Source organism: Ruegeria sp. BG11 (genome assembly GCF_056538565.1).
The window spans coordinates 222,130-246,848 of record NZ_JBQFTH010000005.1 but is presented as its reverse complement, the minus strand read 5'-3'; the positions used below and the strand labels follow the sequence as shown (position 1 = coordinate 246,848).

General features: G+C 60.1%; 22 protein-coding genes. 7 read left to right on the top strand and 15 right to left on the bottom strand.

Annotated elements, in window-relative coordinates:
- Positions 1-188: 188 nt before the first annotated feature.
- Both ACR0JF_RS10455 and ACR0JF_RS10450 read right to left on the bottom strand, forming a co-directional pair.
- On the bottom strand, positions 189-1,265 hold the full coding sequence (locus ACR0JF_RS10455; RefSeq protein ID WP_170659986.1) for a T6SS phospholipase effector Tle1-like catalytic domain-containing protein: 1,077 nt from the start codon (positions 1,263-1,265) through the stop codon (positions 189-191).
- A gap of 3 nt (positions 1,266-1,268) precedes the next feature.
- Complete coding sequence (locus ACR0JF_RS10450) at positions 1,269-1,547, bottom strand: hypothetical protein (RefSeq protein ID WP_170659985.1); 279 nt, start codon at positions 1,545-1,547, stop codon at positions 1,269-1,271.
- Between the two features lie 307 nt (positions 1,548-1,854).
- On the opposite strand from ACR0JF_RS10450, the gene ACR0JF_RS10445 reads away from it, so the two are divergent.
- The 3 genes from ACR0JF_RS10445 to ACR0JF_RS10435 all read left to right on the top strand — a co-directional run bounded on the left by ACR0JF_RS10445 (position 1,855) and on the right by ACR0JF_RS10435 (position 6,695).
- Positions 1,855-5,016, top strand: coding sequence for a valine--tRNA ligase (locus tag ACR0JF_RS10445; protein WP_170659984.1), 3,162 nt, complete (start codon positions 1,855-1,857; stop codon positions 5,014-5,016).
- A gap of 143 nt (positions 5,017-5,159) precedes the next feature.
- On the top strand, positions 5,160-6,323 hold the full coding sequence (locus ACR0JF_RS10440; RefSeq protein ID WP_480669250.1) for a benzoate/H(+) symporter BenE family transporter: 1,164 nt from the start codon (positions 5,160-5,162) through the stop codon (positions 6,321-6,323).
- A 39-nt stretch (positions 6,324-6,362) separates the two neighbouring features.
- Positions 6,363-6,695: a DnaJ family domain-containing protein gene (locus ACR0JF_RS10435; RefSeq protein ID WP_170659983.1), complete on the top strand. Its 333-nt coding sequence runs from the start codon at positions 6,363-6,365 to the stop codon at positions 6,693-6,695.
- On the opposite strand, the gene ACR0JF_RS10430 is transcribed toward ACR0JF_RS10435, so the two are convergent.
- Entirely contained in the window at positions 6,696-7,478 is a 783-nt protein-coding gene (locus ACR0JF_RS10430; protein ID WP_170659982.1) for a crotonase/enoyl-CoA hydratase family protein, read from the bottom strand.
- A gap of 125 nt (positions 7,479-7,603) precedes the next feature.
- Between ACR0JF_RS10430 and ACR0JF_RS10425 the strand changes: the two genes are divergently transcribed.
- Positions 7,604-8,713, top strand: a complete 1,110-nt coding sequence (locus ACR0JF_RS10425) for a pyridoxal phosphate-dependent aminotransferase (RefSeq protein ID WP_170659981.1) — start codon at positions 7,604-7,606, stop codon at positions 8,711-8,713.
- Between the two features lie 80 nt (positions 8,714-8,793).
- Here ACR0JF_RS10425 and ACR0JF_RS10420 read toward each other — a convergent pair whose 3' ends face one another.
- From ACR0JF_RS10420 to ACR0JF_RS10395, 6 genes are all read right to left on the bottom strand, one after another.
- On the bottom strand, positions 8,794-9,984 hold the full coding sequence (locus ACR0JF_RS10420; protein WP_170377912.1) for an aminotransferase class V-fold PLP-dependent enzyme: 1,191 nt from the start codon (positions 9,982-9,984) through the stop codon (positions 8,794-8,796).
- Between the two features lie 51 nt (positions 9,985-10,035).
- Positions 10,036-10,668, bottom strand: a complete 633-nt coding sequence (locus ACR0JF_RS10415) for a bifunctional 4-hydroxy-2-oxoglutarate aldolase/2-dehydro-3-deoxy-phosphogluconate aldolase (RefSeq protein ID WP_170659980.1) — start codon at positions 10,666-10,668, stop codon at positions 10,036-10,038.
- A 3-nt stretch (positions 10,669-10,671) separates the two neighbouring features.
- Positions 10,672-12,477, bottom strand: coding sequence for a phosphogluconate dehydratase (edd, locus tag ACR0JF_RS10410; protein ID WP_170659979.1), 1,806 nt, complete (start codon positions 12,475-12,477; stop codon positions 10,672-10,674).
- A gap of 2 nt (positions 12,478-12,479) precedes the next feature.
- Positions 12,480-13,925 carry a glucose-6-phosphate dehydrogenase gene (zwf, locus tag ACR0JF_RS10405; RefSeq protein ID WP_170659978.1) on the bottom strand — a complete coding sequence of 482 codons (1,446 nt, stop codon included), beginning with the start codon at positions 13,923-13,925 and terminating at the stop codon, positions 12,480-12,482.
- A gap of 161 nt (positions 13,926-14,086) precedes the next feature.
- Positions 14,087-16,330 (bottom strand): phosphoenolpyruvate--protein phosphotransferase, encoded by a 2,244-nt coding sequence (ptsP, locus tag ACR0JF_RS10400; protein ID WP_170377909.1) that lies wholly within the window; start codon positions 16,328-16,330, stop codon positions 14,087-14,089.
- A gap of 46 nt (positions 16,331-16,376) precedes the next feature.
- On the bottom strand, positions 16,377-17,615 hold the full coding sequence (locus ACR0JF_RS10395) for an aspartate kinase (protein WP_170639341.1): 1,239 nt from the start codon (positions 17,613-17,615) through the stop codon (positions 16,377-16,379).
- Positions 17,616-17,780: 165 nt separating this feature from the next.
- Between ACR0JF_RS10395 and ACR0JF_RS10390 the strand changes: the two genes are divergently transcribed.
- A complete protein-coding gene (locus tag ACR0JF_RS10390; RefSeq protein ID WP_170377907.1) occupies positions 17,781-18,137 on the top strand; it encodes a hypothetical protein in 357 nt (118 codons plus the stop codon).
- On the opposite strand, the gene ACR0JF_RS10385 is transcribed toward ACR0JF_RS10390, so the two are convergent.
- The 5 genes from ACR0JF_RS10385 to ACR0JF_RS10365 all read right to left on the bottom strand — a co-directional run bounded on the left by ACR0JF_RS10385 (position 18,131) and on the right by ACR0JF_RS10365 (position 21,175).
- Entirely contained in the window at positions 18,131-18,769 is a 639-nt protein-coding gene (locus ACR0JF_RS10385) for an SDR family oxidoreductase (RefSeq protein WP_170659977.1), read from the bottom strand. The two genes, ACR0JF_RS10390 and ACR0JF_RS10385, sit on opposite strands and share 7 nt — an antisense overlap.
- A gap of 3 nt (positions 18,770-18,772) precedes the next feature.
- Positions 18,773-19,228, bottom strand: a complete 456-nt coding sequence (locus ACR0JF_RS10380; RefSeq protein WP_170639339.1) for a DUF1178 family protein — start codon at positions 19,226-19,228, stop codon at positions 18,773-18,775.
- Positions 19,229-19,300: 72 nt separating this feature from the next.
- Positions 19,301-19,762 carry an NUDIX hydrolase gene (locus ACR0JF_RS10375; RefSeq protein WP_170659976.1) on the bottom strand — a complete coding sequence of 154 codons (462 nt, stop codon included), beginning with the start codon at positions 19,760-19,762 and terminating at the stop codon, positions 19,301-19,303.
- Positions 19,763-19,883: 121 nt separating this feature from the next.
- On the bottom strand, positions 19,884-20,627 hold the full coding sequence (locus tag ACR0JF_RS10370; protein ID WP_170659975.1) for an EcsC family protein: 744 nt from the start codon (positions 20,625-20,627) through the stop codon (positions 19,884-19,886).
- Between the two features lie 53 nt (positions 20,628-20,680).
- Entirely contained in the window at positions 20,681-21,175 is a 495-nt protein-coding gene (locus ACR0JF_RS10365; RefSeq protein ID WP_170659974.1) for a GNAT family N-acetyltransferase, read from the bottom strand.
- Positions 21,176-21,247: 72 nt separating this feature from the next.
- Here ACR0JF_RS10365 and ACR0JF_RS10360 point away from each other — a divergent pair, with 72 nt between their 5' ends.
- Positions 21,248-21,853, top strand: coding sequence for a flavin reductase family protein (locus tag ACR0JF_RS10360; protein WP_170659973.1), 606 nt, complete (start codon positions 21,248-21,250; stop codon positions 21,851-21,853).
- Positions 21,854-21,993: 140 nt separating this feature from the next.
- Here the strand turns inward: ACR0JF_RS10360 and ACR0JF_RS10355 are convergent, their stop codons facing one another.
- Positions 21,994-23,628: a SulP family inorganic anion transporter gene (locus ACR0JF_RS10355; protein WP_170659972.1), complete on the bottom strand. Its 1,635-nt coding sequence runs from the start codon at positions 23,626-23,628 to the stop codon at positions 21,994-21,996.
- Positions 23,629-23,846: 218 nt separating this feature from the next.
- Here ACR0JF_RS10355 and ACR0JF_RS10350 point away from each other — a divergent pair, with 218 nt between their 5' ends.
- Positions 23,847-24,719: an S-methyl-5'-thioadenosine phosphorylase gene (locus ACR0JF_RS10350; RefSeq protein WP_170659971.1), complete on the top strand. Its 873-nt coding sequence runs from the start codon at positions 23,847-23,849 to the stop codon at positions 24,717-24,719.

Sequence of the window (24,719 nt, the reverse complement as noted above, 5' to 3'; positions counted from 1 at the left end):
CACCGGGAATTTTCAATAGTTTGAAGCCGACTCATAATTAGATTGCAGATTTTGAATGCGTCTGGCAAGGCTTCAAGAAATCGGCGGATTTAGGGTAGGGCTTTCATTAAATTTCGGTTGCTGCATTGGGCTCGAACCTGACATTGAGGTGGCGGTGATCTTGGAGCCGCGGGCACATGATCGGCATTTTACTGCGCCGGATGGGATGGTAGGTCTGGTTCAGGTTGCCACCCAGGCACATCCTCCGGCGCGACCGAGGCGTGGAGGTGTTCGGACTGGTCCTTGCCCACTATCCGTCTTTTGCGCAGAAGAAAAATCTTGCCCCACCCGCGCCACGTTCCAACCGACGCCCCCTGAGCATTGGTCGGAAAACGAGCGCGCCATCCCTCCGGCAGCGGCAGCCCATGCCGCTCGGCCTTGTCCAGCATCCAGATGAGAGAGATGTTGCTGAGGGCGCGTGCTTCTTCATAGCCGTTCAACTGACCACCCACATCGCCATGGGTGCCCCGGAACCAGACCTGTTCAACATGGCCTTTGAACTCTGGTGTGCATTTCCACAGGACAGGTTCATAGACCTCGCGGGTCTCATTCAAGGCCATCGCGTGATATCCGTAGCGGATCGCGCGGCCCAGCTGATGATTGTGGAAGGCGTGCTTTTCCTCGGCCCAACGCCACAGCAGCGGTAGGCGCAGACCAAGCGCTTTGACCGTGTCCCACACCCCGACCATCTCAATTGCCACATCCTCATGGCAAAATTTGCGGCGGAAATCGCGGGCCGCCGTGCCACTCGGGTTGCATTCATAGTGGCGGTAGGCCTGCTTGATGTTCCGCTCGGTCGCGTGTTCCGCCTTCAGCAGGCCGATCATGTCGATCACGCCCGCAAGGCTGCGAACACCGTAGGCCCCACGCGAATACCCTATGAAGTAAATCCGGTCTCCGGGTTTGTAACGCGAGGCCAGATAGCCATAGGCCCGACGGATCTGCCGATTGATCCCCCGCCCCATCATCACGTCCAGTGAAGACTTCCAGCTTTCCCACTGGACGCCGGCCTCATAAAACACTGAAACCTGAGGCCCCATTTCCTGACACAGGCGAAACGTCTGCCCGGCATGGGTTTCGAGGCCGGGTTCCAGCGTCGACATTGTTCCGTCCAGAATGACAACATGGCTGATCGGCTCACGGTGCAGCGCTTCGGCGGAATGCTCAGAGCGTAAGGGCCGCCCGAGCCATCCAAGTACCTTTCTGCTTAACCGTGACAGAATCATATCTCAGCCACTCCTGTACTCTTCGAGGGTGCGCGCGCGTCTCAGCATTGCGCCGCCCTGGCCTTCACGGTGCATCGGCAACTGAGGCCCATGCGCCCATATCCCGCCTCCGTTCGACCGCCGGCCCATCACTTGCCCGCGCGCCGGTAGAGGCGAGGTATACTCAAGGATGGGTATCATCAGCATGCCGGACAAGAGATCCAACGAAACCGTGAGACGTTGAAGCATAGCTGCAAGCCTAAGCGGGCATTTGGGCATCATCATGACTAAGGTGTGCGGCATGCGTGACCTCATCGTTGCAGCCACCATATGTCTGAATATATTACGAAAGCTCAAACGCATTGCAAAATTTCCGAAACCGTCTGACGACAGATCACGAAATGAGCAGTGAAGCCGCATCTTATCGGATCGCACCGTCTCGTGACTGCACGTTACAAGTGTAGCTGAACAACCCAGTGGCTGTCTGTGGCCTGCTTCACGGTTAAGGCGGACTGAATGCCTTGTGGATTTGAGTGCAAAGCCTTCCCCTTTTGCCATCCTTTCGCTATTGCACGCATTAACCCAAGATTGATGACGCAGGACGCACCCCATGGCGATGGAAAAGACATTCAACGCGGCCGAGGCTGAGGCCCGCATCTACGAGGCCTGGGAACAGGCCGGAGCCTTCAGGGCAGGCGCGAACAAATCGCGTGACGAGAGCTTTACCATCATGATCCCGCCGCCCAACGTGACAGGTGCTTTGCACGTGGGCCATGCGTTCAACAACACGCTGCAGGACATCCTGATCCGTTGGCACCGGATGCGTGGCTTCGACACGCTCTGGCAGCCCGGCCAGGACCACGCAGGCATCGCCACACAGATGCAGGTGGAAAAGATGCTGGCCGCCACACAGCAGCCGGGTCGGCGCGAGTTGGGTCGCGAGAAATTCCTTGAGAAAGTCTGGGAATGGAAAGGCGAATACGGCGGCACGATTATCGAGCAGCTGAAACGTCTCGGCTCCTCCTGCGACTGGTCGCGCAACGCCTTCACCATGGCCGGTGCGGCGGGCGATCCGCGCACAGGGCATGAGAACTCGGCCAATTTCCACGACGCGGTGATCAAGGTTTTCGTCGACATGTACGAAAAGGGCCTGATCTATCGCGGCAAGCGTCTGGTCAACTGGGACCCGCATTTCGAAACTGCAATCTCGGACCTCGAAGTCGAGAATATCGAAGTCGCGGGCCACATGTGGCACTTCAAATACCCGCTGGCTGGCGGCGAAACCTACACCTATGTCGAGAAGGACGAGGACGGGAATATCGTGCTTGAGGAAGAGCGCGACTATATCTCGATCGCCACGACCCGCCCCGAAACCATGTTGGGCGACGGCGCGGTCGCGGTTCACCCCTCGGATGAGCGCTATGCGCCAATCGTTGGCAAACTCTGCGAAATCCCTGTTGGTCCGAAAGAGCATCGCCGTCAGATCCCGATCATCACCGATGAGTATCCGGACCCCGATTTCGGCTCAGGCGCGGTGAAAATCACCGGCGCGCATGACTTTAACGACAACATGGTCGCCAAGCGCGGTGGCATCCCGATGTACCGCCTGATGGACACCAAGGGCGCGATGCGGGCAGATGGTGCGCCCTACGCGGAAGAAGCGGACAAGGCGCAGGAATACGCGCGTGGCAAGGAATTCACCGAGAACGAGATCGACGCGATCAACCTGATCCCTGACCATCTGCGCAGCCTAGATCGATTCGAGGCGCGCGCGAAGGTCGTTGAGGAGATCACCGCCGACGGTCTAGCCGTGATGACCCGCGCGGACGATCCGCGTCTGGGTTCAACCGCTCTGAAATCCGATCATGAGAGCGCGGACAATCTGGTCCCGCTGGTCGAGAGCAAACCAATCATGCAGCCGTTTGGTGACCGCTCCAAAGTCGTCATCGAGCCGATGTTCACCGATCAGTGGTTCGTCGACGCTGCCAAAGTCGTCGGCCCCGCGCTGGATGCGGTCAAGGACGGTACAGTCAAGATCATCCCCGAGTCGGGTGAGAAAACCTACTACCACTGGCTGGAAAACATCGAGCCCTGGTGTATTTCGCGCCAGCTGTGGTGGGGGCATCAGATTCCGGTTTGGTATGGCCTCGATCTCTCGGCTGAGAACTTCAAGGACGACGAAAACGACGGCGACCTTGATCTGGTCGAATTGGGCCGTTTGCTGAACGAAGGCGGCATGTTGCACCGTGGCAATGTCATGGAATGTGCTGCGAGCCTTGAAGCTGTCACCGAGAAATTCCTCGACGACAACGCAAACATCCCCAGCCCGCTGAGCCATGCGACGGTTGTCGAAGTCGCCGACAAGCAAGAAGCGATCCATCAGTTCGCTGAAAGCCTTGCACAATACGCGGTCGAACAAGACCCGACCAAGCTGGTCTACCCAGTTTGGCGCGATCCGGACGTACTCGACACCTGGTTCTCCTCCGGCCTTTGGCCCATCGGCACGCTGGGCTGGCCTGAACAGACCGAAGAACTGGAGCGCTACTTCCCGACGGACGTTCTGGTTACCGGTTTCGACATCCTGTTCTTCTGGGTCGCCCGGATGATGATGATGCAACTGGCCGTGGTCGATCAAATCCCGTTCCACACCGTCTACCTGCACCAGCTCGTCCGTGACGAGAAGGGCAAGAAGATGTCCAAGACCACCGGCAACGTGATCGACCCACTGGAGATCGTGGACGAATTCGGTGCGGATGCGCTGCGCTTTACCAACGCATCGATGGCGGCAATTGGCGGCGTGCTGAAACTCAGCCGCGAGCGCATCACAGGTTACCGAAACTTCGGCACCAAGCTTTGGAATGCCGTCCGCTTTGCTGAGATGAACGAGGTCTTCACCGACGCCGTCCCGCAACTGGACGTGGCCGACCTGAAGCCCAAGGCGGCCGTGAACCGCTGGATCATCGGTGAAACTGCTCGCGTGCGGGAAGAAGTCGATGCTGCGCTGGAAAGCTATCGTTTTAACGATGCCGCGAATGGGCTTTATGCCTTTGTCTGGGGCAAAGTCTGCGATTGGTATGTGGAGCTGTCAAAACCATTGCTGCAAGGCGACGACACCGAGGCACAGGCCGAGACCCGCGCCACCATGCGCTGGGTTTTGGATCAGTGCATGGTCCTGCTGCACCCAATCATGCCCTTCATCACCGAAGAGCTTTGGGCGCTGACTGGCACGCGGCCAAAGATGGTTGTCCACGCCGACTGGCCGACCTACGCCGCTGCCGACTTGATCGACGCCGACGCGGATCGTGAGATGAACTGGGTGATCTCGGTGATCGAAAATACTCGCTCGGCCCGTGCGCAGATGCGGGTTCCGGCCGGCCTCTACGTGCCGATGCTAGTGACCGAGATTGACGATCACGGCCAAGCCGCATGGGACCGCAATGAAGCATTGATAAAGCGCCTGGCGCGGATCGATAGCTTGACTAAGGCTGATGAGCTGCCAAAAGGCACGATTTCGATTGCCGCCCCGGGCGCGAGCTTCGGCGTGCCTTTAGCGGACATCATCGACATCGGCGCCGAAAAGGAACGGTTGGAAAAAGCCAAGGGCAAACTAGCCAAAGAACTCGGCGGTCTTCGTGGGCGTCTGAACAACCCCAAATTCGTGGCCTCGGCCCCGGAGGAGGTGGTTGAGGAAGCCAAAGCAAACCTCGCTGCGCGCGAAGAAGAAGAGGCCAAGCTGAACGAAGCCCTCGCTCGTCTGGCCGAACTCGCCTGATCTTCTTCTCGTTCCAAATACGGAAATCCCGACCTCACCACCCGAACCGGTGGTGAGGTTTTTCTTTGCCCTCAGAGCTTTCCCCTTGTTCGCGCCAGCCCGCGCTTGTTAGCACTTCGGAGCAACAACCCTCCGAGGCCCCTATGGCACGACCTTTCCCTCCGATGCAGACCGTCTCAACCGGACTGGTAGTCGCCATTGTCGGGTTCTTCAGTTCGTTTCCCATCGTGCTGCAAGGGCTGGCTGCAATGGGCGCAACAGCTGCCCAAGCAGCCTCGGGCCTGATGAGTGCTGCAATTGCCATGGGGCTGGCCGCGATTGTTCTCAGCCTGCGTTACCAGCAACCAATCAGCGTGGCCTGGTCTACCCCCGGAGCGGCATTGCTGGCGGTTTCGGCCACCCCTGCCGCAGGCTTCTCAGGCGCAATCGGAGCGTTCCTCTGCGCCGGAGCCTTGACGATTCTGGCCGGGCTTTGGAAACCCTTGGGGCGTCTGGCCGCTGCAATCCCGACCACTCTGGCACAGGCGATGCTCGGCGGTGTTCTTTTACCCCTTTGCATTGTCCCGTTCAAAGCAGCTGTTGAGCTACCTTGGCAGGCACTGCCCGTGATCCTGACATGGTTCATCGCCGGACGCCTCAACCGACTGTTTGCCGTTCCCGCAGCCGTCGTAGCCGCAGCTCTCGTGGTAGTGTTCAGCGCCGAAGGTGCATCCGTCCGGCCCGAGGCTTATCTGGCCGCGCCTGTCTGGACGATGCCCTCATTCTCGTTTGCGTCAGCGATCGGCATCGGCCTGCCGCTATTCGTCGTCACAATGGCAACCCAAAACATCCCCGGCATCGCCGTGATGCGCAGCTTTGGCTACACGCCCGCGCCCGACACGCTGTTCTCCTCCGTCGGCGGGGCAAGCATGTTGTCGGCCCCATTTGGAGCCCCCGCCACCTGTCTGGCGGCCATCACCGCCGCGATGTGCTCGAATGAAGACAGCCACCCAGACCGTAGTTTGCGCTACTGGTCGGCGATCATGGCAGGCGTGTTCTACTGCGTCTTCGGTATCTTCGCCGTGGCAATCACCGGATTTGCCGCCCATGCCGACCCGCTGCTGATGGGTACGCTGACTGGCGTGGCCCTGATTGGCGTTATGGCCAACGCCACCTTCGCAGCACTCGAAATACCCGCCGAGCGAGAAGCCGCGATCCTGACCTTCGCCATCACCGCCTCAGGGATCACGGTGTTTGGTCTGGGCGCTGCGGTCTGGGGCTTGATGGCTGGGGGCGTCGCCTACATCTTCACCACCAAGCTGCGATGATCCCTTTCTCCCCGAGCCTGAAAAAGCTATCCTGAGCCCATGTTCGGATCGCATGGAAAACTGGTGGAACGCCAGATCAAGAAAGCTCAAGCAGAGGGTCAATTACAGGGTCTTGAGGGCGAAGGTGCGCCTCTGCCCGATCGCTCAGGCGAAGCGCAAAGCGATCCCGCCATTGCAGCCGGTCATAGGATCATGGCGCAGGCCGGGGTACTGCCCGAGGAGTTCGACATCAAAAAACAGTTGGACGAGGCCCGCAAGGAATATGCCGGGCTGACCGATCCCGAGACCCGCAAAGCCACGATGTCAAAGATCGCCGATCTCGAAATGCGTTACAACATGGCCCGAGACGCGCGGCGCGCCTTTATGCGGTGATCACTTGAATTCGGGCTTTCGGCCCTGCATCTGTGCCATCACGACCTCCATCTGGTCAGGTTTTCCAATAAGATCCACCTGCTCCGAGGACTCGGCCAGCAACACATCGCCACGCGCATTGGTTTCGGCGAAGTCTATGAGGCGCTTGGCAGCGCGGATGGCCGAGGGGCTTTGCGAGGCGATGTTTTCAGCAAATGCAAGTGCTTCGGTCTGTGGATCATCGGACAGCTTGGTGACCAAGCCCCACTCGGCCGCCTGTGCAGCCCCAATGGGACGCGCGGTATAGGTCAGCAGGCGCAAAACGTCCGAGCGAACCAGCTTCGGAAGCAGAACCATGCCGCCCATATCGGGGATGATGCCCCATTTCATCTCCATCACCGCCAGCTTCGCCTCGGGGTGGGCGATGCGGATATCCGCGCCCAGAGCGATCTGCAGGCCGCCCCCATAGGCCGCGCCTTGGATAGCGCAGATGACAGGAACAGGGATGCGCCGCCAGATCAGGGCCAGTTCTTGCATCTCATTGGCGTCTTCATGGCTGCGTGTCATGAGCCATTCGGTCGGGTCCATGTGGGCCATTTTCGCGAAACTCGCCATGTCGAGACCGGCGCAGAAGCTTTTGCCCTCACCCGACAGGACCACGGCTCGGGCGTCCGAGGCCGCAACCTCTTGCCCAGCGGCCAACAGCGCCTTGATCATCGCCTCGTCCAGAGCATTCATCTTGTCGCCGCGCGTCAGCTTGACATGAGCGATGTGATCCTTGTACTCGACAGATACGCGCGCCATTCCGGACCTCCTTGTTTTGCAGTCTTGATAAGACTGCCCCGAATGCGAGTGCAGTTCCACTGCGACGTTGAGGCATGTTGAGGCGCGGGCTTGCAGCAACCCGTGCAGTGGGCTTATCTGCGGCTATGATCAGACCTCGCTACACATCGCTCGCCCAATCCCTGCCCGCAACCGTCCCGTTTGTGGGGCCGGAAACACAGGAGCGCCAACGCGGTGCCCCCTTCAAGGCGCGGCTTGGCGCGAATGAAAGCGTGTTTGGCCCCTCGCCTCGCGCCATCGAAGCGATGCAACGGGCCTCTGGTGAGATCTGGATGTATGGTGACCCCGAGAATCACGATCTGCGCCATGCGTTGGCGGCACATCACGGGGTTACCCCCGAGAATATTGTGGTGGGCGAAGGCATTGACGGGCTGTTGGGCTACTTGGTGCGACTATTGATCGGGCCGGGCGACGCGGTGGTGACTTCAGACGGGGCCTATCCCACATTCAACTACCATGTGGCGGGCTTTGGAGGGGTTTTGCACAGGGTTCCCTATCGCGACGATCACGAAGACCCTGCCGCTTTGTTTGCCAAGGCCGCAGAGGTTGATGCCAAGCTGGTCTATCTGGCAAACCCCGACAACCCGATGGGAAGCTGGCATTCGGGCGCCGATATCGTGGCCGCGATGGAGACTCTGCCCGCAGGATGTCTGCTGGTACTGGACGAGGCCTATGTCGAATGCGCGCCGGACGGCACCGCTGCGCCTGTTGCCGCCGATGATCCGCGCGTGATCCGGATGCGGACGTTTTCAAAGGTGTACGGGATGGCTGGGGCGCGGGTTGGTTATGCCATCGGTGCCCCCGAATTGATTGCCGCCTTTAACAAAGTACGCAACCATTTCGGGATGAACCGGGCTGCACAAGCCGGAGCACTAGCCGCGCTTGACGATGGCGACTGGCTGTCAGAAGTACAGACTCGGATCACTGAGGCTCGGGATTGTATCGAGCGTATTGCGCAGGCCAATGGTTTGACCCCGTTGCCTTCGGCCACGAATTTCGTTGCGATTGATTGCGGGCGTGACGCGGTGTTTGCGAAGGCCGTTCTGGACTCTCTCGTCGAACAGGGTGTGTTTGTGCGAATGCCATTTGCGGCCCCGCAGAACCGCTGTATCCGGGTGAGTTGTGGTGGAGAGGCAGAGATAGCGGCTTTTGAAGCGGCTTTGCCTTTGGCCTTGGCGCAAGCTCGCGCGGTCTAGGGGGGCTGTCTGCCCCCCATCGCGCCAAGGCGCGATTCCCACCGAGGATATTTTGAGCCAGATGAAGAGGCAGACCTGCGCTATGTGGCCAGTGTCGCGGCGGCGGCTTCCAGCGCGCCTTGGCCGCGGGGGATATCAAGTGCCGCCATGGCGGTTTCCATGCCACCCAGCATCGCCATGATCATCTGCGCGTTGACGTGCCCCATATGGCCCAGGCGGAAGCAACCGTCCCAGTCCTCCATCCCCAAGCCAATACCCAGTGTCAGGCCAAGCTGATTTTCGGTGTAGTTGCGCAGCGGTGTACCGCGCCCCTCGGTCAGGCGTAGGGCGGTGACGGCGTGGCTGCGATGGGTCGGGTCGGTGACGTTGAAATGAAGCGCTCCGCCTTGCGCCCAGACATCGCAGGCAGCCCAGATAGCCTTGGCAAGGCGCTCATGACGGGACCAGACGTTTTCGAGACCCTCACGGTGAATCAGGTCCAGCGCGGCACGCAGGCCGTAGAGGTGATGAGTGGGCGCGGTGCCGTTGAAATACTGATAGAACAGCTCGGGGTTGGCGCGCGGTTGCCAATCCCAATATTGCGAAACGCGGGGCATTGCAGCACGTTTCGCCTTCGCTTTGTCGTTGAAGAAGACAAAGCCGGTGCCCGCCGGGGTCATGAGGCCCTTCTGGCAGGCTGTCACGGTGACATCTACTCCCCAAGCGTCCATCTCGAACCGGTCGCAACCCATCGAAGCGATACAGTCGGCCATTAGCAACGCTGGGTGGTTCAAGTCATCCAGCAGGGCGCGCAAGGCAGGGATATCATTCCGGATCGAGGTGGACGTATCCACATGGACGGCAAGCACAGCTTTGATTTTGTGCTCCTTGTCGGCGTTCAGCGCCTCGGCGATGTAGTCGAGATCCCAGGGTGAAGACAAGCCGAAGTCTATCAGGTCGATCTTTGCGCCGATCCCCTCGGCCATCTCGGCCCAGCCATGGGTGAAACGACCCGAGGCCGGGGCTAGAACGGTTTCTCCGGGGGCGATCACATTCGATAACGCGGCCTCCCACGTGCCGTGGCCGTTGGCGATATAAATGGCGACGTCGTGCTGGGTTCCGGCCACGCGCTTTAGGTCCTGCGTCAGCGCGGGCATCATCTCGATCAACGCGCCATCGTAGATATTGGGCGACGGGCGGTGCATGGCTTGCAACACCGCGTCGGGCATAACCGAAGGGCCGGGAATGGCCAGATACTCGCGCCCATGCACGAGGGAGGTTTGGTTGTTCATGAGGGTAACCTGCTTAACTTGTGGCTTACCCTAGCGTTTCGACTTGCGGCGTCAATCCGTCAGGTGGGTCGCCTCACGCGCAAGCGCTTCGATCCCGGACCAGTCGCCCTCTTGAACCATCTGCTTTGGCGCGACCCAGCTGCCACCGGCGCAGACCACGTTGGACAACGAAAGGTAGTCGTGGGCATTCGAGGGCGATACGCCTCCCGTGGGACAGAAAGTGATCTGAGGCAGGGGCGCCCCTATGGCTTTCAGGGCCGGTGCGCCGCCCGAGGCCTCGGCGGGGAAAAATTTCAGCATGTCATAGCCCTTTTCCAGCAGGGCCATCGCTTCACTCGCAGTGGCCGCGCCGGGTAGAAGGGGCAGGCCTTCGGCTTCGCAGGCGGCGATCAGGGCATCGGTCGCGCCGGGCGAGACGCCGAACTGCGCGCCAGCCTCTTTGGCGGCGCGGACGTCTTCGGGAGTTACCAGCGTGCCTGCGCCCACGACGCCTCCGGGCACAGCGGCCATGGCGCGGATCACGTTCAGCGCGGCAGGGGTGCGCAGGGTAACTTCGAGCGCAGGAAGACCGCCTGCGACCAGCGCCTCGGCCAAAGGCCTTGCGTGGGCGGCGTCATCCACGACCAGCACAGGAACGATTGGGGCCAGCGCGCAGATCTCGCGGGTGCGTTGGGTTTTTGACATGGGTTAAACTCCGAAAATACTGGCACCTGTGTCGGCGGACCCGACATTCTGGCGGAACGCGCCGAAGAGGTCGCGGCCGACGCCGTGCTGGTTGGCAGACAGATCAGCAGTCGCTGGGCTGCGGTCGAGGACGCCAGGGGTGAGGATTTCCAGCTCTCCCTTGACCGCATCAACGCGCAGCAGATCACCGTCTTGCAGATAGCCGATAGCGCCACCATCCAGCGCCTCGGGGCAGACATGGATAGCGGCGGGAACCTTGCCCGATGCACCAGACATGCGGCCATCGGTGACCAGAGCGACCTTTTGGCCCCTACCCTGAAGGATCGATAGTATTGGCGTCAGCGAATGCAGCTCGGGCATACCGTTGGCCTTCGGGCCCTGGAACCGAACGACGACGATGACGTCACCGGTGAACTCTCCGGCCTTGAAGGCGGCTTTGACGTCATTCTGGTCATGGAACACACGGACGGGCGCTTCGACCACTTGGTGTTCGGGCGCCACGGCCGAGACCTTCATGACGCCCGTGCCCAGATTTCCGGTCAGGCGCGACAGGCCACCGGTGGGCTGAAACGGGTCCTTGGCCGGGCGCACGATCTTTTCATTCAGGCTGTGACCCGCACCGTCTTCCCAGACCAACTCGCCGTCTTTCAGCTTGGGTTCCTTGGTGTAGTTGTGAAGCCCCTGCCCCGCGACGGTCAGTGTGTCGGGGTGCAGCAGCCCATCGTCCAACAGCGTGCTTATGGTAAAGCCCAAGCCCCCAGCGGCGTGGAAGTGGTTCACGTCGGCCAGACCGTTGGGATAGACCCGCGCGACCAGAGGGACCACGGCGGAGATGTCGGAAAAATCCTCCCAATCCAGCACGATACCACCCGCGCGCGCCATGGCGATCAGGTGGATCAGCAGGTTGGTGGAGCCACCCGTTGCCATCAGGCCAACGATACCATTGACGAAGGCGCGTTCATCGAGGATCTGACAAACCGGTGTGTAGTGATTGCCCAACGCGCTGAGAGACAGGGCGCGGCGCGCGCCTTCCTCGGTCAGCGCATCGCGCAGAGGCGTGTTGGGGTTGACGAAGCTGGAGCCCGGCAGGTGCAGGCCCATGAACTCCATCAGCATCTGGTTGGTGTTGGCGGTACCGTAGAAGGTGCAGGTGCCGGGGCCATGGTAAGCTGCCATTTCAGCCTTCATCAGAGCATCGCGACCAACCTCTCCGGCAGCGAATTGCTGGCGCACCTTGGCTTTTTCGTCATTCGGCAGACCGCTGGTCATCGGACCAGCCGGCAGGAAGACGGCCGGAAGATGGCCAAAGGCCTGCGCGCCGATGATCAGGCCGGGCACGATCTTGTCGCAGACCCCAAGAAACACCGCCGCGTCATAGGTGTTGTGGCTGAGCGCCACGCCCGTCGCCAGCGCGATCACATCTCGCGAAAACAGAGACAGCTCCATCCCCGCCTCGCCTTGGGTCACGCCGTCGCACATGGCGGGAACCCCGCCTGCGACCTGCGCTGTACCGCCTGCCGCGCGGATCGCCTGACGGATCAGCTCGGGATACCGCTCGAACGGTTGGTGGGCCGAGAGCATGTCGTTATAGGCGGTGACGATGCCAAGGTTCCCAGCCGTACCGGTTGCCATCGAGTTTTGGTCCTCACCCGCGCCGGCATAAGCATGCGCCTGACCGCTGCAGGACAGATGCGCACGGGCGGGGCCTTTGGATTTGGCCTGTTCCATCCGCTCAAGATGCGGGCCACGCAAGTCGGCGCTGCGGTCCATGATCCGTTTGGTGACGTCCGAAATAACTGTATTGACCATGATTACCCTCCGATCTGACGCCAGCGGCGTCCATCGCGATGCATCAGCATCAATGCTTCTTCGGGCCCTGAACTGCCCTGATCGTATTTTGCGGGCTTGTCGCCACGCTCTTCCCAACCGCGAATGATGGGATCAACCCAGGCCCAGGCGGCCTCGGCCTCATCCCCGCGCATGAACAGGGTTTGATCGCCGCGGATCACGTCCATGATCAGGCGTTCATAGGCGTCAGGCGATTGCGCGCCATCGCCCAGCGCATCGGCAAAGCTCATGTCGAGCGCCACGTCGGACAGACGGAACCCGCCCTGCCCCGGTTCCTTTATCGTGGTGCGCAGAGTGATGCCCTCGTCCGGCTGCAGACGGATCACCAGAACATTGCCGTGCAGAGGCCCCACATTGGGGAAAATCGTATGCGGCGGGTCGCGGAAAAACACGGCGATCTCTGACTCGCGCGCCCTCAGGCGTTTGCCGGTGCGTAGGTAGAACGGCACCCCCGCCCAGCGCCAGTTGCCTATATGAGCCTTGAGCGCAATGAAGCTTTCGGTACGGCTGGCGGGATCGCCGACATGATCGAGATAACCGTCGCCGCCCTTATCTGTGCGATACTGACCACGCGCGATATCCTTCGGCTCGACAGGTTCGAGCGCTTCGATCACCTTGACCTTTTCATCGCGCACCGCGTTTGGCGCGAATTTCGAAGGCGGCTCCATCGCGGTCAGACAGAGAAGCTGCACCAGATGGTTCTGGATCATATCCCGCATCGCGCCGGATTGGTCGTAGTAAGCACCGCGCCCTTCGACCCCGACAGTCTCGGCCACAGTGATCTGCACGTGATCGACATGGGTCGCGTTCCACAACGGCTCGAATAGGGAATTGGCAAAGCGCAGCGCCATCAGGTTCTGCACGGTTTCCTTACCCAGGTAGTGGTCGATCCGGTAGATTTGATGCTCTTCGAAACAGGCGCGCAGCCCCTCGTTTAGCGCCTTAGCCGAGGCCAGATCATGACCGAAGGGCTTTTCCACCACGATCCGGCTATCAGGCGTGGCAAGCCCGTGATCGTTCAGACGCTGCGCAATGCCTGAGAACAGGCTGGGCCCAACAGACAGATAGAAAGCCCGCACCACATCCGGGCGCAAGGCTTTGGCCAGATCGGCCCAGCCCGCATCGCCCAGCGCATCCACTGGCACATAGTCAACATGGGTCAAAAAGCGATCCAGAGTGTCCTTGTCGTAGCTCGGCGCGAACTTGTCCATCGACGCGCGCAACTGGTCACGAAACCCGTCACTTTCCATGTCGGACCGGGCGGTCCCGATGATCCGCGCGCCTTCCGGCATCTGACCCATTTCAAACCGGTGATACAGCCCCGGCAAGATCTTGCGCTGTGCCAGATCGCCCGTCGCGCCAAACAGCACGAGGTCGAACGGGTCTACCGGGATGACGCGTGAAACCATGATCAGCTTCCTTTTATGCTTCCTGCCCCAAGAAGCAGAACCTCAATCGCGATGGGGGTCGCAGGTGCGGCCCTGAATGTTATCGCTAACATTTCCACGGTTGATTACGGAACCTTGAACTAAAAATCAAGCCCGGAATCCCCAATAGGTCGACTGGTGCGTCACGATTGCGACCGCAACCACTCCATAACAGCCGGGCGCACGGATTGCTCACCGCGATGACGTGCATCCGCGATGATCTTGCGGACGTCCTGCAGGTTCGATCTCAGCAAAAGGCTCTTGACCGGGCCGATCGAAGCCGGACGCATAGACAAGGTGCGGATCCCCATTGCAGCCAGACACAGCGCCTCAACCGGGCGACCGGCGTCCTCGCCACAGAAACTCAGCGGCGTATCCGAGATGTTGCAGCGTTCCACGATCCGTTCGATGAAGCTGAGGAAGCTGACATTCAATGTGTCATATCGGCGGCGCACCAGCTCGTTTTCGCGGTCGGCGGCAAAGAAGAACTGTTTCAGGTCGTTGCCCCCGATCGAGATGAAATCCACCTCGTCAAAGAACTTTTGCGGTGAGAACGCCAGCGACGGCGTTTCCAGCATCGCCCCAACCTCAAGCGTTTCCGGCAGGATATGGCCAAGACGTTTTTCACGCTCGATGGTTTTGTTGACCTCCCATCGGGCCTCGCGGAACTCCTCGGCCTGCGCAACGAAGGGGAACATGATGGTCAGTGGGCGGCCATTGGCGGCGCGCAACAGGGCCTGCAACTGCATCCGCATCACGCCGCGCTTATCCAGACCAACGCGGATCGCACGCCAGCCCAGCGCCGGGTTCGGTTCCGCCACGTGCTTCATGTAGGGCAGAACCTTGTCAGACCCGATATCGAGGGTCCGGAACACAACGCGCTTTTCTCCGGCCGCGTCCAGAACCCGCTGGTATTGGGTCACCAGCTCAGACCGTTTCGGCATCTGGTTGCGGATCAGGAATTGCAGCTCGGTCCGGAACAAGCCAACCCCTTCCGCGCCCGAGTTCCCGAGCGAGGGCAGATCGGCCATCAGGCCTGCGTTCATCGCCATGTTGATCCGCGCGCCATCCTGCGTAACCGTCGGCGTCTCCCGGATCGAGGCATAGCGTTCCTGCGCCTTGGCCTGCATCGCGATCTTGTCGCGAAACGCGCTGACCACCGAGTCTTCGGGACGCAGATGGACAACGCCATTGTCCCCATCGACCAGAATGTGGTCGCCGTTCAGAGCTTCGGTCGTGATCCGCCCGACATGCACGACCAAGGGGATCGCCAATGCGCGGGCAACAATCGTGGCGTGGCTACCGACCGAGCCTTCCTCGAGCACGATCCCCTTCAGGGACCGGCCATATTCCAACAGGTCTCCGGGGCCGATGTTGCGGGCGATGAGGATCGGATCGGGCGGCAGATCGGCGCTGTCAGTCTTGCCCTGCCCCGTCAGGATGCGCAGCAAGCGATTGCTGAGGTCATCCAGATCCGCCAGCCGTTCCCGCAAATAGGGATCGGTCACCTGCCCCATACGGGCACGGGCCTGCGATTGCTCTTTCTCGACCGCGGCCTCCGCGCTGAGGCCGAGGGCGATGTCTTCCTCCATCCGCCGCATCCAGCCCTTGGAATTGGCGAACATGCGGTAGGCTTCCAGAACTTTCAGCTGCTCTTTGTCGCCGTTCTGCGAGATTTCGAGCATCTTGTCGACGCCGACGCGCAGCTCCTCGACCGCCTCATTCAACCGCTCGCTTTCACGGTGCGGGTCTTCGGCAATCGGGTTGGTCACGACGACGCGCGGCTCATGCAGCCAGACATGCCCTTCGGCAGACCCTTCCTGCGCCGGACCGCCAGTCAATTGCACCGATTGCTGGTGCAAGGGAGAAAGGGCCGCGCCTTCGCCAACGAACGCGCCCAGTTCGGCCATCTCAGCCAGAACCATCGCGACGACTTCCAGCGCATAGATCTCATCAGCGGAGAATTCACGCGCGTCACGGGACTGCACCACCAGAACGCCCAGTTTCTGACCGAGCCGCTGTACCGGCACCCCGAGGAATGAGGAAAAGCGCTCCTCGCCCGTTTCCGGCATGAACCGGAAGCCTTTGGCCGCGGGCGCATCGGCTGTGTTCACGACCTTACCGGATTTGGCCACCCGGCCAACAAGACCTTCGCCCAGACGCATCCGTGTCTGGTGGACGGCCTCGGGCGAGAGGCCCTCGGTCGCGCAAAGCTCAAGGGTTTCTTCGTCACGGAACAGGTAGATCGAGCAGACCTCGCAACGAATGCTATCGGCAATCAGCTGCGTGATGCGGTCGAGACGCTCCTGACCGGCCGCCTCGCTCGCCATTTCCTCGCGCAGCCGAACCAGCAGCTTGCGGGATTCTGTTTCCGTACCGTCCGCCATGGCCCAACCCGATTAGTGCGTCAGGCGAAACCTTTGGCTGATCAGCTTAGGCCGCCTTGTCCAGTTCAAAGGCATCATGCAGTGCCTGAACAGCAAGTTCCATGTATTTCCTGTCGACAAGGACGGAAATTTTGATCTCGGAGGTTGTAATGACCTTGATGTTGATCCCCTCATCCGAGAGAACCTTGAACATCTTGGCCGCAACACCCGATTGCGAACGCATGCCGATGCCTACAACCGAAACCTTGCAAACGTCAGTATCCGCGACCAGCTCGGCATAATTCAGCTCGCCCGCATCCTTGATCGCCAGCAACGCTTTCTCGGCGCGCGCGACCTGATCGGTCGGGCACGAGAAGGTCATATCCGTGCGCCCTTCGTCCGAGATGTTCTGGACGATCATATCGACATTCACGCCCTCATCGCTGAGCGCGGTGAAGATGATCGAGGCGATGCCGGGGCGGTCGGCCACGGAAACGACGGTCATCTTGGCTTCGTCGCGGGAATAGGCCACACCGGCCACAACATTGGATTCCATGATATCCTCCTCGTCGCAGACCAGTGTACCGGCCTCGTCGGATTGTTCTTCGAAACTTGAAAGAACGCGCAGTTTCACCTTATAGCGCATCGCCAGCTCGACCGAGCGGGTTTGCAACACTTTCGCGCCTAGCGACGCCAGTTCGAGCATTTCCTCGAACGAAATCCGATCCAGCTTGCGTGCCTTTTCGCAGATACGCGGGTCGGTCGTGTAGACGCCATCGACATCCGTGTAGATATCACAGCGCTCGGCCTCGAACGCGGCAGCAAAGGCCACAGCAGTCGTGTCCGAACCGCCACGGCCCAGCGTCGTGATCCGGCCTTCGGGGCTGATGCCCTGGAAACCGGCAACCACGGCCACTCTCATGCCTTCGCCGAACTTTTGGTTCAGGTTGTCCGTCGGAATTTCCTCGATCCGGGCCGAGGAATGTGCACCATTGGTCAGTAGAGGCACTTGCCAGCCCTGCCAGCTGCGCGCCGGAATTTCCATCTCCTGCAACGTCAGCGCCATCAGACCTGCGGTGACGTTTTCGCCCGATGACACCACAGCATCGTATTCGCGGGCGTCGAACAGTGGCGAGGTCTCGTTCACCCACCCCACCAATTCGTTGGTTTTGCCGGACATGGCCGAAACGATGACGATGACGTCATAGCCCTTTGCCACCTCAACGCCGATACGTTTCGCCGCGCGGCGGATGCGGTCAAGATTGGCAACCGATGTGCCACCGAATTTCATCACGAGTACGGGCATGGGGGCAAGTGTCTCCGCGCCTTGGATTTAAAGTCCCGAGCCTCATATGCGAGGGGGACACCAAGAGCAAGGGGCGCTGCATAGCAGATATTGCGTCAAGGGGCCGCTTTACTTTCCGAAAACGCAATGTCAGCCTAGCGCTAAAGCAATTCCAAGAGGTTATTCATGCTTCGTTTCGCAACCGTCCTTGCCGTGATCGCATCCCCAGCCCTGTCCCAGCAGGCCAGCGTGGCTGGCACCGATGGACAGAACGCGCTGGGTACGGTTCCCTGCGCCGGTAGAGCCGGTGATCCGCTGCAAAGCTGCAACGCCGAGCTGCGCCGCCGTGATGATGGCACCGCAACATTGGCCGTGATGTTGCCCGGTGGTGATGTTCGCAGAATTTACTTCACCGATGGCATTCCGGATTCCAGCAGCTCGCCCTCACCGATCAACCATGAAGTTCGGGGCGACATCATGGTGATTTTCATCGAACCCGGCGAAGTGTATGAACTGCCCAAGGCCGCGCTGAACACTCAGTAGGCGTGAGGCTTCCCGTCGTAGGTTTCGAAACAACCTGTGCTGTCCAGCGACAGCGCATCGAAACGCTCCATCAGGCCAGCGACGGCCTGATCCACATGGATGTCCGCCGCTGCGCCACCCATGTCGGTCTTCACCCAACCGGGGTGATAAATGCCCACTGCAATCCCATCCGCCTTTAAGTCGGCCGCCAGATTACGCCCCAGATTCAAGGCCGCCGCCTTGGAGGCGCGGTAGATGTAGCTGCCGCCCGGCGCGCGGGTGTGCGAGGCCATCTGAGACGACATGATCGCAATCCGTCCGCCAGCCGCGCGCAGATGGGGCAGCAATGACTGCACAGTCAAGAAAACGCCAGTGACATTGGCCGCAAAACTCTGCGCCCACATCTCGGCGGGGTAGTCATCAATGCTTTGACTTTTGTCCAGATAAACGCCCGCATTGCAAATCAACAGGTCGACCGGCTTCCCTTTTAGCTGGTCCGCCATCGCCGCTTGCTGCGCCGGATCGGCTACGTCCAACTGAACCTCGGCGCTGCCATCACGCGCAGTTCCCGTGACGCCATGACCCTGCGCGCGATATCGCTCCGCCAGAGCCCATCCAATTCCCCGATTGGCTCCGGTAATCACGATATGCATGGGTCAGTTTGTCTTTCTGCTGGGAACAAAGGGAAGTGGCGCAACCGGTACCCCGTCTTCGATCAGGGATTTCGCCTCATCCGGTTTCACCTCGCCGTAGATCGAGCGCTCGGGTGCCTCGCCCAGATGCATCTTGCGCGCCTCCGAGGCGAAGTCATGGCCCACATAGTCCGAGTTTTCTTCGACCTTGCGGCGTAGTTCGGCCAAGACGCGTTCAACTTCAGTGGGGGTACTGGCTACGTTGATATCATCCGATGACGGTTTTGGCATTTGCGCGGTCTTCTGCGCATCCCGCGCAGGCCGGACACGCGGAGTCATGATCGCCTTTTCAACATGCGCACATCCACATACCGCGCATGTCACCATGCCCGAGGCTGCCAGCTTGTCGTATGCTTCGGCAGATTGGAACCAGCTGTCGAAACTATGGCCCTTGCTGCACTTCAACGCGTATTGAATCATGGTCCGTCCAAAATGTCGGTTGGCGAATAGATACCGACCGAAACTCCAATATCAAGTCTCTCAGTATTAAGTTTAGTGTATCCGGGGCGCAAACTTGCGCAAAATAGTGGCAAGATCGGGCGAGTTGACTTTCGATGCGGCCTTTTGAAGCGTACACCATTTGCGTTTCCGCTGCCCTGTCTCGGGAAACTGATTCTGAACCTGATCCACATGCAGCGGGTAGACATCCACCGCGCACAGAACCGGTCCACGCTTGGCGCAGGTTTTGGCCATCGAGAACTGACCAAGCTTGAACGGAACACATGTGCCAATCACACCCGCCTCTTCCCAAGCCTCCTGAGCCGCGGTTTCCGAGGCGCTTAACCCATCAATCAACCAACCCTTCGGGATGATCCAGCGCTGCGCCTTGCGGGAGGTGATCAACAGAACCTCAGGACGACCCAGCGCCAGCCGATAGCACAGCGCGGCTGCCTGAGGCAGGACCGGTACCTGCCCCACATCGAGGTCTAGACTGGACGCCCGAGAAACTTTCATCGCGCCGCACTCACTTTCGCATCAGATCAGTGCCTGTATACCGCGTCTTCTGTTAAGCTTTTATATCGCGGCCTGTTAAACTGAGTATACCACATGATGCGGCAGCGACCAAATTTAACCGCTACATACGCGCACTGAGCCTGCGAACCAGAACATCGTGCGAGATATCAGCGTCCATCGCCAACCGGCGCAAACCAAAGTGAACATGCGCGATCTGCTGGTAATACCGGGTGTAGATGTAGTTCGTCCCACCCCCCGCAAGCGCCCCCAGAACCGGTACGGATTGCGCGGCCAGTTTCTGCCCCAACACAACCGAGAGCTTTGGCGCCACAGCCGCAATCAGTTTGTGCATGGCAGGACCTGTCAGCGTCAAACGCACGGAAAAGAACCCCAGATCCGCTCCGTCATCGTGTGACAAGGGACCCGCTGCCGCCAACACCCGAACACAGTCGAATTTCACGTTTTCTTCAGCCGGATCAAAGCCTTCACGCGCTGCCGCCCCTTGAATTGAGCGCAACAGCATCGCCGTGGTTGCCGGCAACTCGACCAAAGCGGTAGACAGGCCACCTAATCCGCCCGCAGCGCCCATCGCCGTTGTCACCGCAGTGTTCACCCAAGGCGCCTGATCGGGCACGACCTGACGCGATACTTGTGCCGCCTGCATCGCCATCCAAAGGGCTTGCTCGGTCGCTCCGGTCAAGCCGTCGCGCAGGGATTCGGGCAGTTGGTCCAGCAGGGATTCCGCCGACCCGCCCAAAGCATTGAGCAGTTTGACACCCGCCCCACCGGCCGAGCGGTAGTGTTTCGCCAAGCGATCCAATTCCGCATCCGCGTCAACACTGTCGATCAGTATAACATCCTGCATCCGAACCCTCCGTTCCTCAAAAGATCGGTATTTCAGCGCGGTGTTTCAATAGCTCAGCGCGTCCAGCGGGTTACGGCTCCAGTAATATTATCCCATTTTCCGGGGTTCAGGGCCATGCCCAAAACACGCTCTGGGTTGGTTGGCGGAGGCATCTCAACCCCATTCAATGGCGTGAAACCAAAACGGGCGTAATATGGCGCGTCGCCGACCAGCATGACACGATCCCAACCCATTTCCCGCCCCGTTTCAACGCCGGAGTGGATAAGGTATCCGCCAAGCCCCTCGCCCTGATGCGTTGGATGAACCGCGACAGGTCCCAACAGCAAGGCGTCATGATCACCGACATGAACAGGCCAGAACCGGATCGCTCCGGCCAGTATTCCCTGCCCATCGCGCGCAACCAAAGACAAACCAGCCACTGGCGGCACATCATCGCGCAAACGGTAAGAGGAAAGCGCCTCGCGCCCCGGCGCAAAGCACAGATCATAGAGGGCTTCGACCTCCCACCAATCCTGCGGCTCTTCCGGCCTGATCGCGAAGTGCTGCACGCCTGCCCTCTTTTCCTAGCTGGCAATCGCCCTAGCACTTCGTTACGCCTTGGGCAAACGCTTGGAGACCATATGTTCTATCGCCCCGAAGACGGCCACGGCCTGCCGCACAATCCGTTCAACGCCATCATCACCCCGCGCCCCATCGGATGGATTTCGTCGCGCGACGCAAATGGGATTAACAATCTGGCCCCTTACTCTTTTTTCAACGGGGTTGCCTACACCCCGCCACAGGTGATGTTTGCCACAACAGGAACCAAGCACGATCAGGACGGCGGCAAGGACAGCATCGCCAATATTGAGGCAACGGGCGTATTCTGCGTGAACATCGTAGCCTTTGCCCACCGGGATGCGATGAACGCCAGTTCAGCCGGACTGCCAAAGGAAACCGACGAATTTGCCCATGCAGGCCTGTCGGCGATCGAGTGCGAAACCATCGCTTGCTCACGCGTTGCAGATGCACCCGCTGCGCTGGAATGCAAGCTGACCGAGATCACGACCCTACCCGGTGAGGCGAACCGCGTTGTCTTTGGCGAAGTGACCGGGGTCCATCTGCGTGACGATTGCCTGAAGGATGGCAAATTCGACGTGACAACCTTCCAGCCTTTGGCGCGGCTTGGCTACCGAGACTATGCCGTTGTCACCGAGTTGTTTTCACTGAACAGGCCTGATGATTGAGGCCTGCCCCTAGGGGGCGCTGCCCCCGCCGCCCTGCGGGCGACTCCCCCGGGATATTTCTAGCCAGGTGAAGCAGAGGGATCCTTCATTCATCTGGCCAACAAATATCTCGGAGCGCAAGGCAGAGCCTCGCAAATGACTCAGTGGCCGCCCAGGATGCCAGTACGGACCGAGTAGTCCACGGCCAAGCCGTAGTCCGGGTCATCGTCGCTATCGACCATCAAGTGGCCCGCTTTGGTCAGCAGCTTGTGGCAGTCGTGGCTAAGATGACGCAGCATCACACGCTTGCCTGCGGCCTCGTATTTTGCAGCGACGTTTTCGATGGCCTGCAGGGCGGATTGATCGACCACGCGGCTTTCGGCGAAATCCACGATGACCACGTCGGGATCGTTCGGAACGTCGAACAGCTCAACAAATCCGTCCGACGAGCCAAAGAACAACGGCCCCTGGATTTCATAGACTTTCGCGCCCTTTTCCGTCTCAGAGTCGCGGGTGACGGCATGAATACGCTTGGCGTTATTCCAGGCGTAGGCCAGGGCCGAAACGATCACGCCGACGACAACCGCAACCGCAAGGTCTTCCATCACCGTAACGACAGTCACCAGAACAATCACGAAAGCGTCCATCAAAGGCACCTTGCGCATGATCTTGAATGAGTTCCAGGCGAAGGTCCCGATCACCACCATGAACATCACGCCAACCAGCGCGGCCAGCGGGATTTGCTCAATCAGCGGCGAGGCGAACAGGATGAAGATCAGCAGGAAAAGAGCAGCCGCGATACCCGCAATCCGGGTGCGGCCGCCAGATTTCACGTTGATCATCGACTGGCCGATCATGGCGCAACCACCCATGCCTCCGAAGAAGCCGGTGGCGACGTTTGCGACGCCCTGAGCGATGCATTCCTGCGAGGCACCCCCGCGTTTGTTCGTGATCTCGCCCACAAGATTGAGAGTCAGCAGGGATTCAATTAGCCCGATAGCGGCCAGAATGACCGCGTAGGGCAAGATGATCTCAAGCGTTTCGAAGTTCAGCGGTACCATCGGGATGTGGAAGGCAGGCAAGCCGCCCTCGATCGAGGCCAGATCACCGACGCGCGGCACATCCAGACCAAAGCCGATCACGAGCGCGGCAACCACCAGAATACCGGCCAGCGGGGCCGGAATGATACGCGTGATCCGTGGCATGACCCAGATCACCGCCATGGTCAGAGCGACAAGACCCAACATGGTATAAAGCTGCATGCCCGAGAGCCACTCGCCCCCGCTCATCCCGTGGCCGGTGTTTTCCATGGTTCCGGGGACCTTAAACTGGCCCATCTGCGCCAGAAAGATCACAATCGCCAAACCGTTCACAAACCCCAACATCACCGGATGCGGCACAAGGCGAATAAAACGCCCCCAATGCATCGCGCCGGCAATCACCTGCAAAATGCCCATCAAAACAACGGTTGCAAACAAGTACTCGACCCCGTGCTGCGCGACCAGAGCCACCATAACGACCGCCAGCGCACCTGTTGCGCCTGAGATCATGCCGGGGCGGCCTCCGATCAGCGCGGTAATCAGGCCAACCATGAAGGCCGCGTAGAGACCCACAAGAGGATGCACGCCCGCGACAAAGGCGAAGGCCACGGCCTCGGGCACCAGCGCCAGGGCGACGGTCAGGCCCGACAGCAGCTCAATCCGCAGGCGCGACACGGTCAGGCCCTCATCTGGCACCCAACGGAGATCGGGCTTGGCAATACGGTTGGCAAAGCTTGCCAGCATGGCTCGGGGCATGGGACGGTCCTATGGGTCTTTATGTTCGCGCGAAAGGGGGCCTTTTACCTGTCAAAGCACCCAAGAGATACCGCGCCCAGCGGGACCCTGATATGCGTTCATCGCATAGCTTTACAGAGCGACTCGCAGGGAAAAGGTGCAAATGGCTGAGACCACTTGCCAATTTCGTCTGTGACCCGCAGAGTTTTCCCGCATGGATTGAGCAGCGGAGACCCAACGTGACCCAAACAAAAATCGCCGTCATCGGCGGATCAGGCATTTACGACATCGACGGGCTGGAAAATGCGGAGTGGGTTCGGGTCGATACGCCATGGGGGGCGCCCTCCGATGAGGTTTTGACCGGCTCATTGGAAGGGGTCGATATGGTGTTCCTGCCGCGCCATGGGCGTGGACACATCCATTCACCAACCGAAGTGCCTTATCGCGCCAATATCGACGCGTTAAAGAGGCTGGGTGTGACGGATGTGATCTCGGTCTCGGCCTGCGGATCTTTCCGAGAGCATATGGCGCCCGGTGATTTCGTAATCGTGGATCAGTTCATCGACCGGACCTTTGCACGTGAGAAAAGCTTCTTCGGAACCGGCTGCGTCGCCCATGTCAGCGTGGCGCATCCGACCTGCCCGCGCTTGTCGAATGCCTGCGAAGAGGCCGGAATAGCCGCCGGCATCACCGTGCATCACGGCGGCACCTATCTGGCGATGGAGGGGCCGCAGTTTTCGACCCTGGCCGAGTCCAAGATGTACCGCGAACAGTGGGGCTGCGATGTGATCGGCATGACCAACATGCCAGAAGCGAAACTCGCCCGCGAGGCCGAGCTTTGCTATGCCTCGATCGCGATGGTGACTGACTATGACAGCTGGCACCCTGATCATGGCGAGGTCGACGTGACCTCGATCATTGCAACCCTCACCGTGAATGCAGAAAAGGGTCGAGCTTTGGTAAAAGGACTACCGGCCTTGTTGGGCCCGATCCGCACGCCCTGCCCGCATGGTTGTGACAGGGCCTTGGACCACGCGATCCTGACGGCCCCGGAAGATCGCGACCTGACCGTGCTGGCAAAGCTGGACGCGGTGGCGGGCCGGGTTCTGTAG

Bases quoted from the DNA above. Each gene is read 5' to 3' on its own strand.
- ACR0JF_RS10455 (WP_170659986.1), bottom strand. From the start codon at position 1,265: ATGATTCTGTCACGGTTAAGCAGAAAGGTACTTGGATGGCTCGGGCGG.
- ACR0JF_RS10450 (WP_170659985.1), bottom strand. From the start codon at position 1,547: ATGCCGCACACCTTAGTCATGATGATGCCCAAATGCCCGCTTAGGCTT.
- ACR0JF_RS10445 (WP_170659984.1), top strand. From the start codon at position 1,855: ATGGCGATGGAAAAGACATTCAACGCGGCCGAGGCTGAGGCCCGCATC.
- ACR0JF_RS10440 (WP_480669250.1), top strand. From the start codon at position 5,160: ATGGCACGACCTTTCCCTCCGATGCAGACCGTCTCAACCGGACTGGTA.
- ACR0JF_RS10435 (WP_170659983.1), top strand. From the start codon at position 6,363: ATGTTCGGATCGCATGGAAAACTGGTGGAACGCCAGATCAAGAAAGCT.
- ACR0JF_RS10430 (WP_170659982.1), bottom strand. From the start codon at position 7,478: ATGGCGCGCGTATCTGTCGAGTACAAGGATCACATCGCTCATGTCAAG.
- ACR0JF_RS10425 (WP_170659981.1), top strand. From the start codon at position 7,604: ATGATCAGACCTCGCTACACATCGCTCGCCCAATCCCTGCCCGCAACC.
- ACR0JF_RS10420 (WP_170377912.1), bottom strand. From the start codon at position 9,984: ATGAACAACCAAACCTCCCTCGTGCATGGGCGCGAGTATCTGGCCATT.
- ACR0JF_RS10415 (WP_170659980.1), bottom strand. From the start codon at position 10,668: ATGTCAAAAACCCAACGCACCCGCGAGATCTGCGCGCTGGCCCCAATC.
- edd (WP_170659979.1), bottom strand. From the start codon at position 12,477: ATGGTCAATACAGTTATTTCGGACGTCACCAAACGGATCATGGACCGC.
- zwf (WP_170659978.1), bottom strand. From the start codon at position 13,925: ATGGTTTCACGCGTCATCCCGGTAGACCCGTTCGACCTCGTGCTGTTT.
- ptsP (WP_170377909.1), bottom strand. From the start codon at position 16,330: ATGGCGGACGGTACGGAAACAGAATCCCGCAAGCTGCTGGTTCGGCTG.
- ACR0JF_RS10395 (WP_170639341.1), bottom strand. From the start codon at position 17,615: ATGCCCGTACTCGTGATGAAATTCGGTGGCACATCGGTTGCCAATCTT.
- ACR0JF_RS10390 (WP_170377907.1), top strand. From the start codon at position 17,781: ATGCTTCGTTTCGCAACCGTCCTTGCCGTGATCGCATCCCCAGCCCTG.
- ACR0JF_RS10385 (WP_170659977.1), bottom strand. From the start codon at position 18,769: ATGCATATCGTGATTACCGGAGCCAATCGGGGAATTGGATGGGCTCTG.
- ACR0JF_RS10380 (WP_170639339.1), bottom strand. From the start codon at position 19,228: ATGATTCAATACGCGTTGAAGTGCAGCAAGGGCCATAGTTTCGACAGC.
- ACR0JF_RS10375 (WP_170659976.1), bottom strand. From the start codon at position 19,762: ATGAAAGTTTCTCGGGCGTCCAGTCTAGACCTCGATGTGGGGCAGGTA.
- ACR0JF_RS10370 (WP_170659975.1), bottom strand. From the start codon at position 20,627: ATGCAGGATGTTATACTGATCGACAGTGTTGACGCGGATGCGGAATTG.
- ACR0JF_RS10360 (WP_170659973.1), top strand. From the start codon at position 21,248: ATGTTCTATCGCCCCGAAGACGGCCACGGCCTGCCGCACAATCCGTTC.
- ACR0JF_RS10355 (WP_170659972.1), bottom strand. From the start codon at position 23,628: ATGCCCCGAGCCATGCTGGCAAGCTTTGCCAACCGTATTGCCAAGCCC.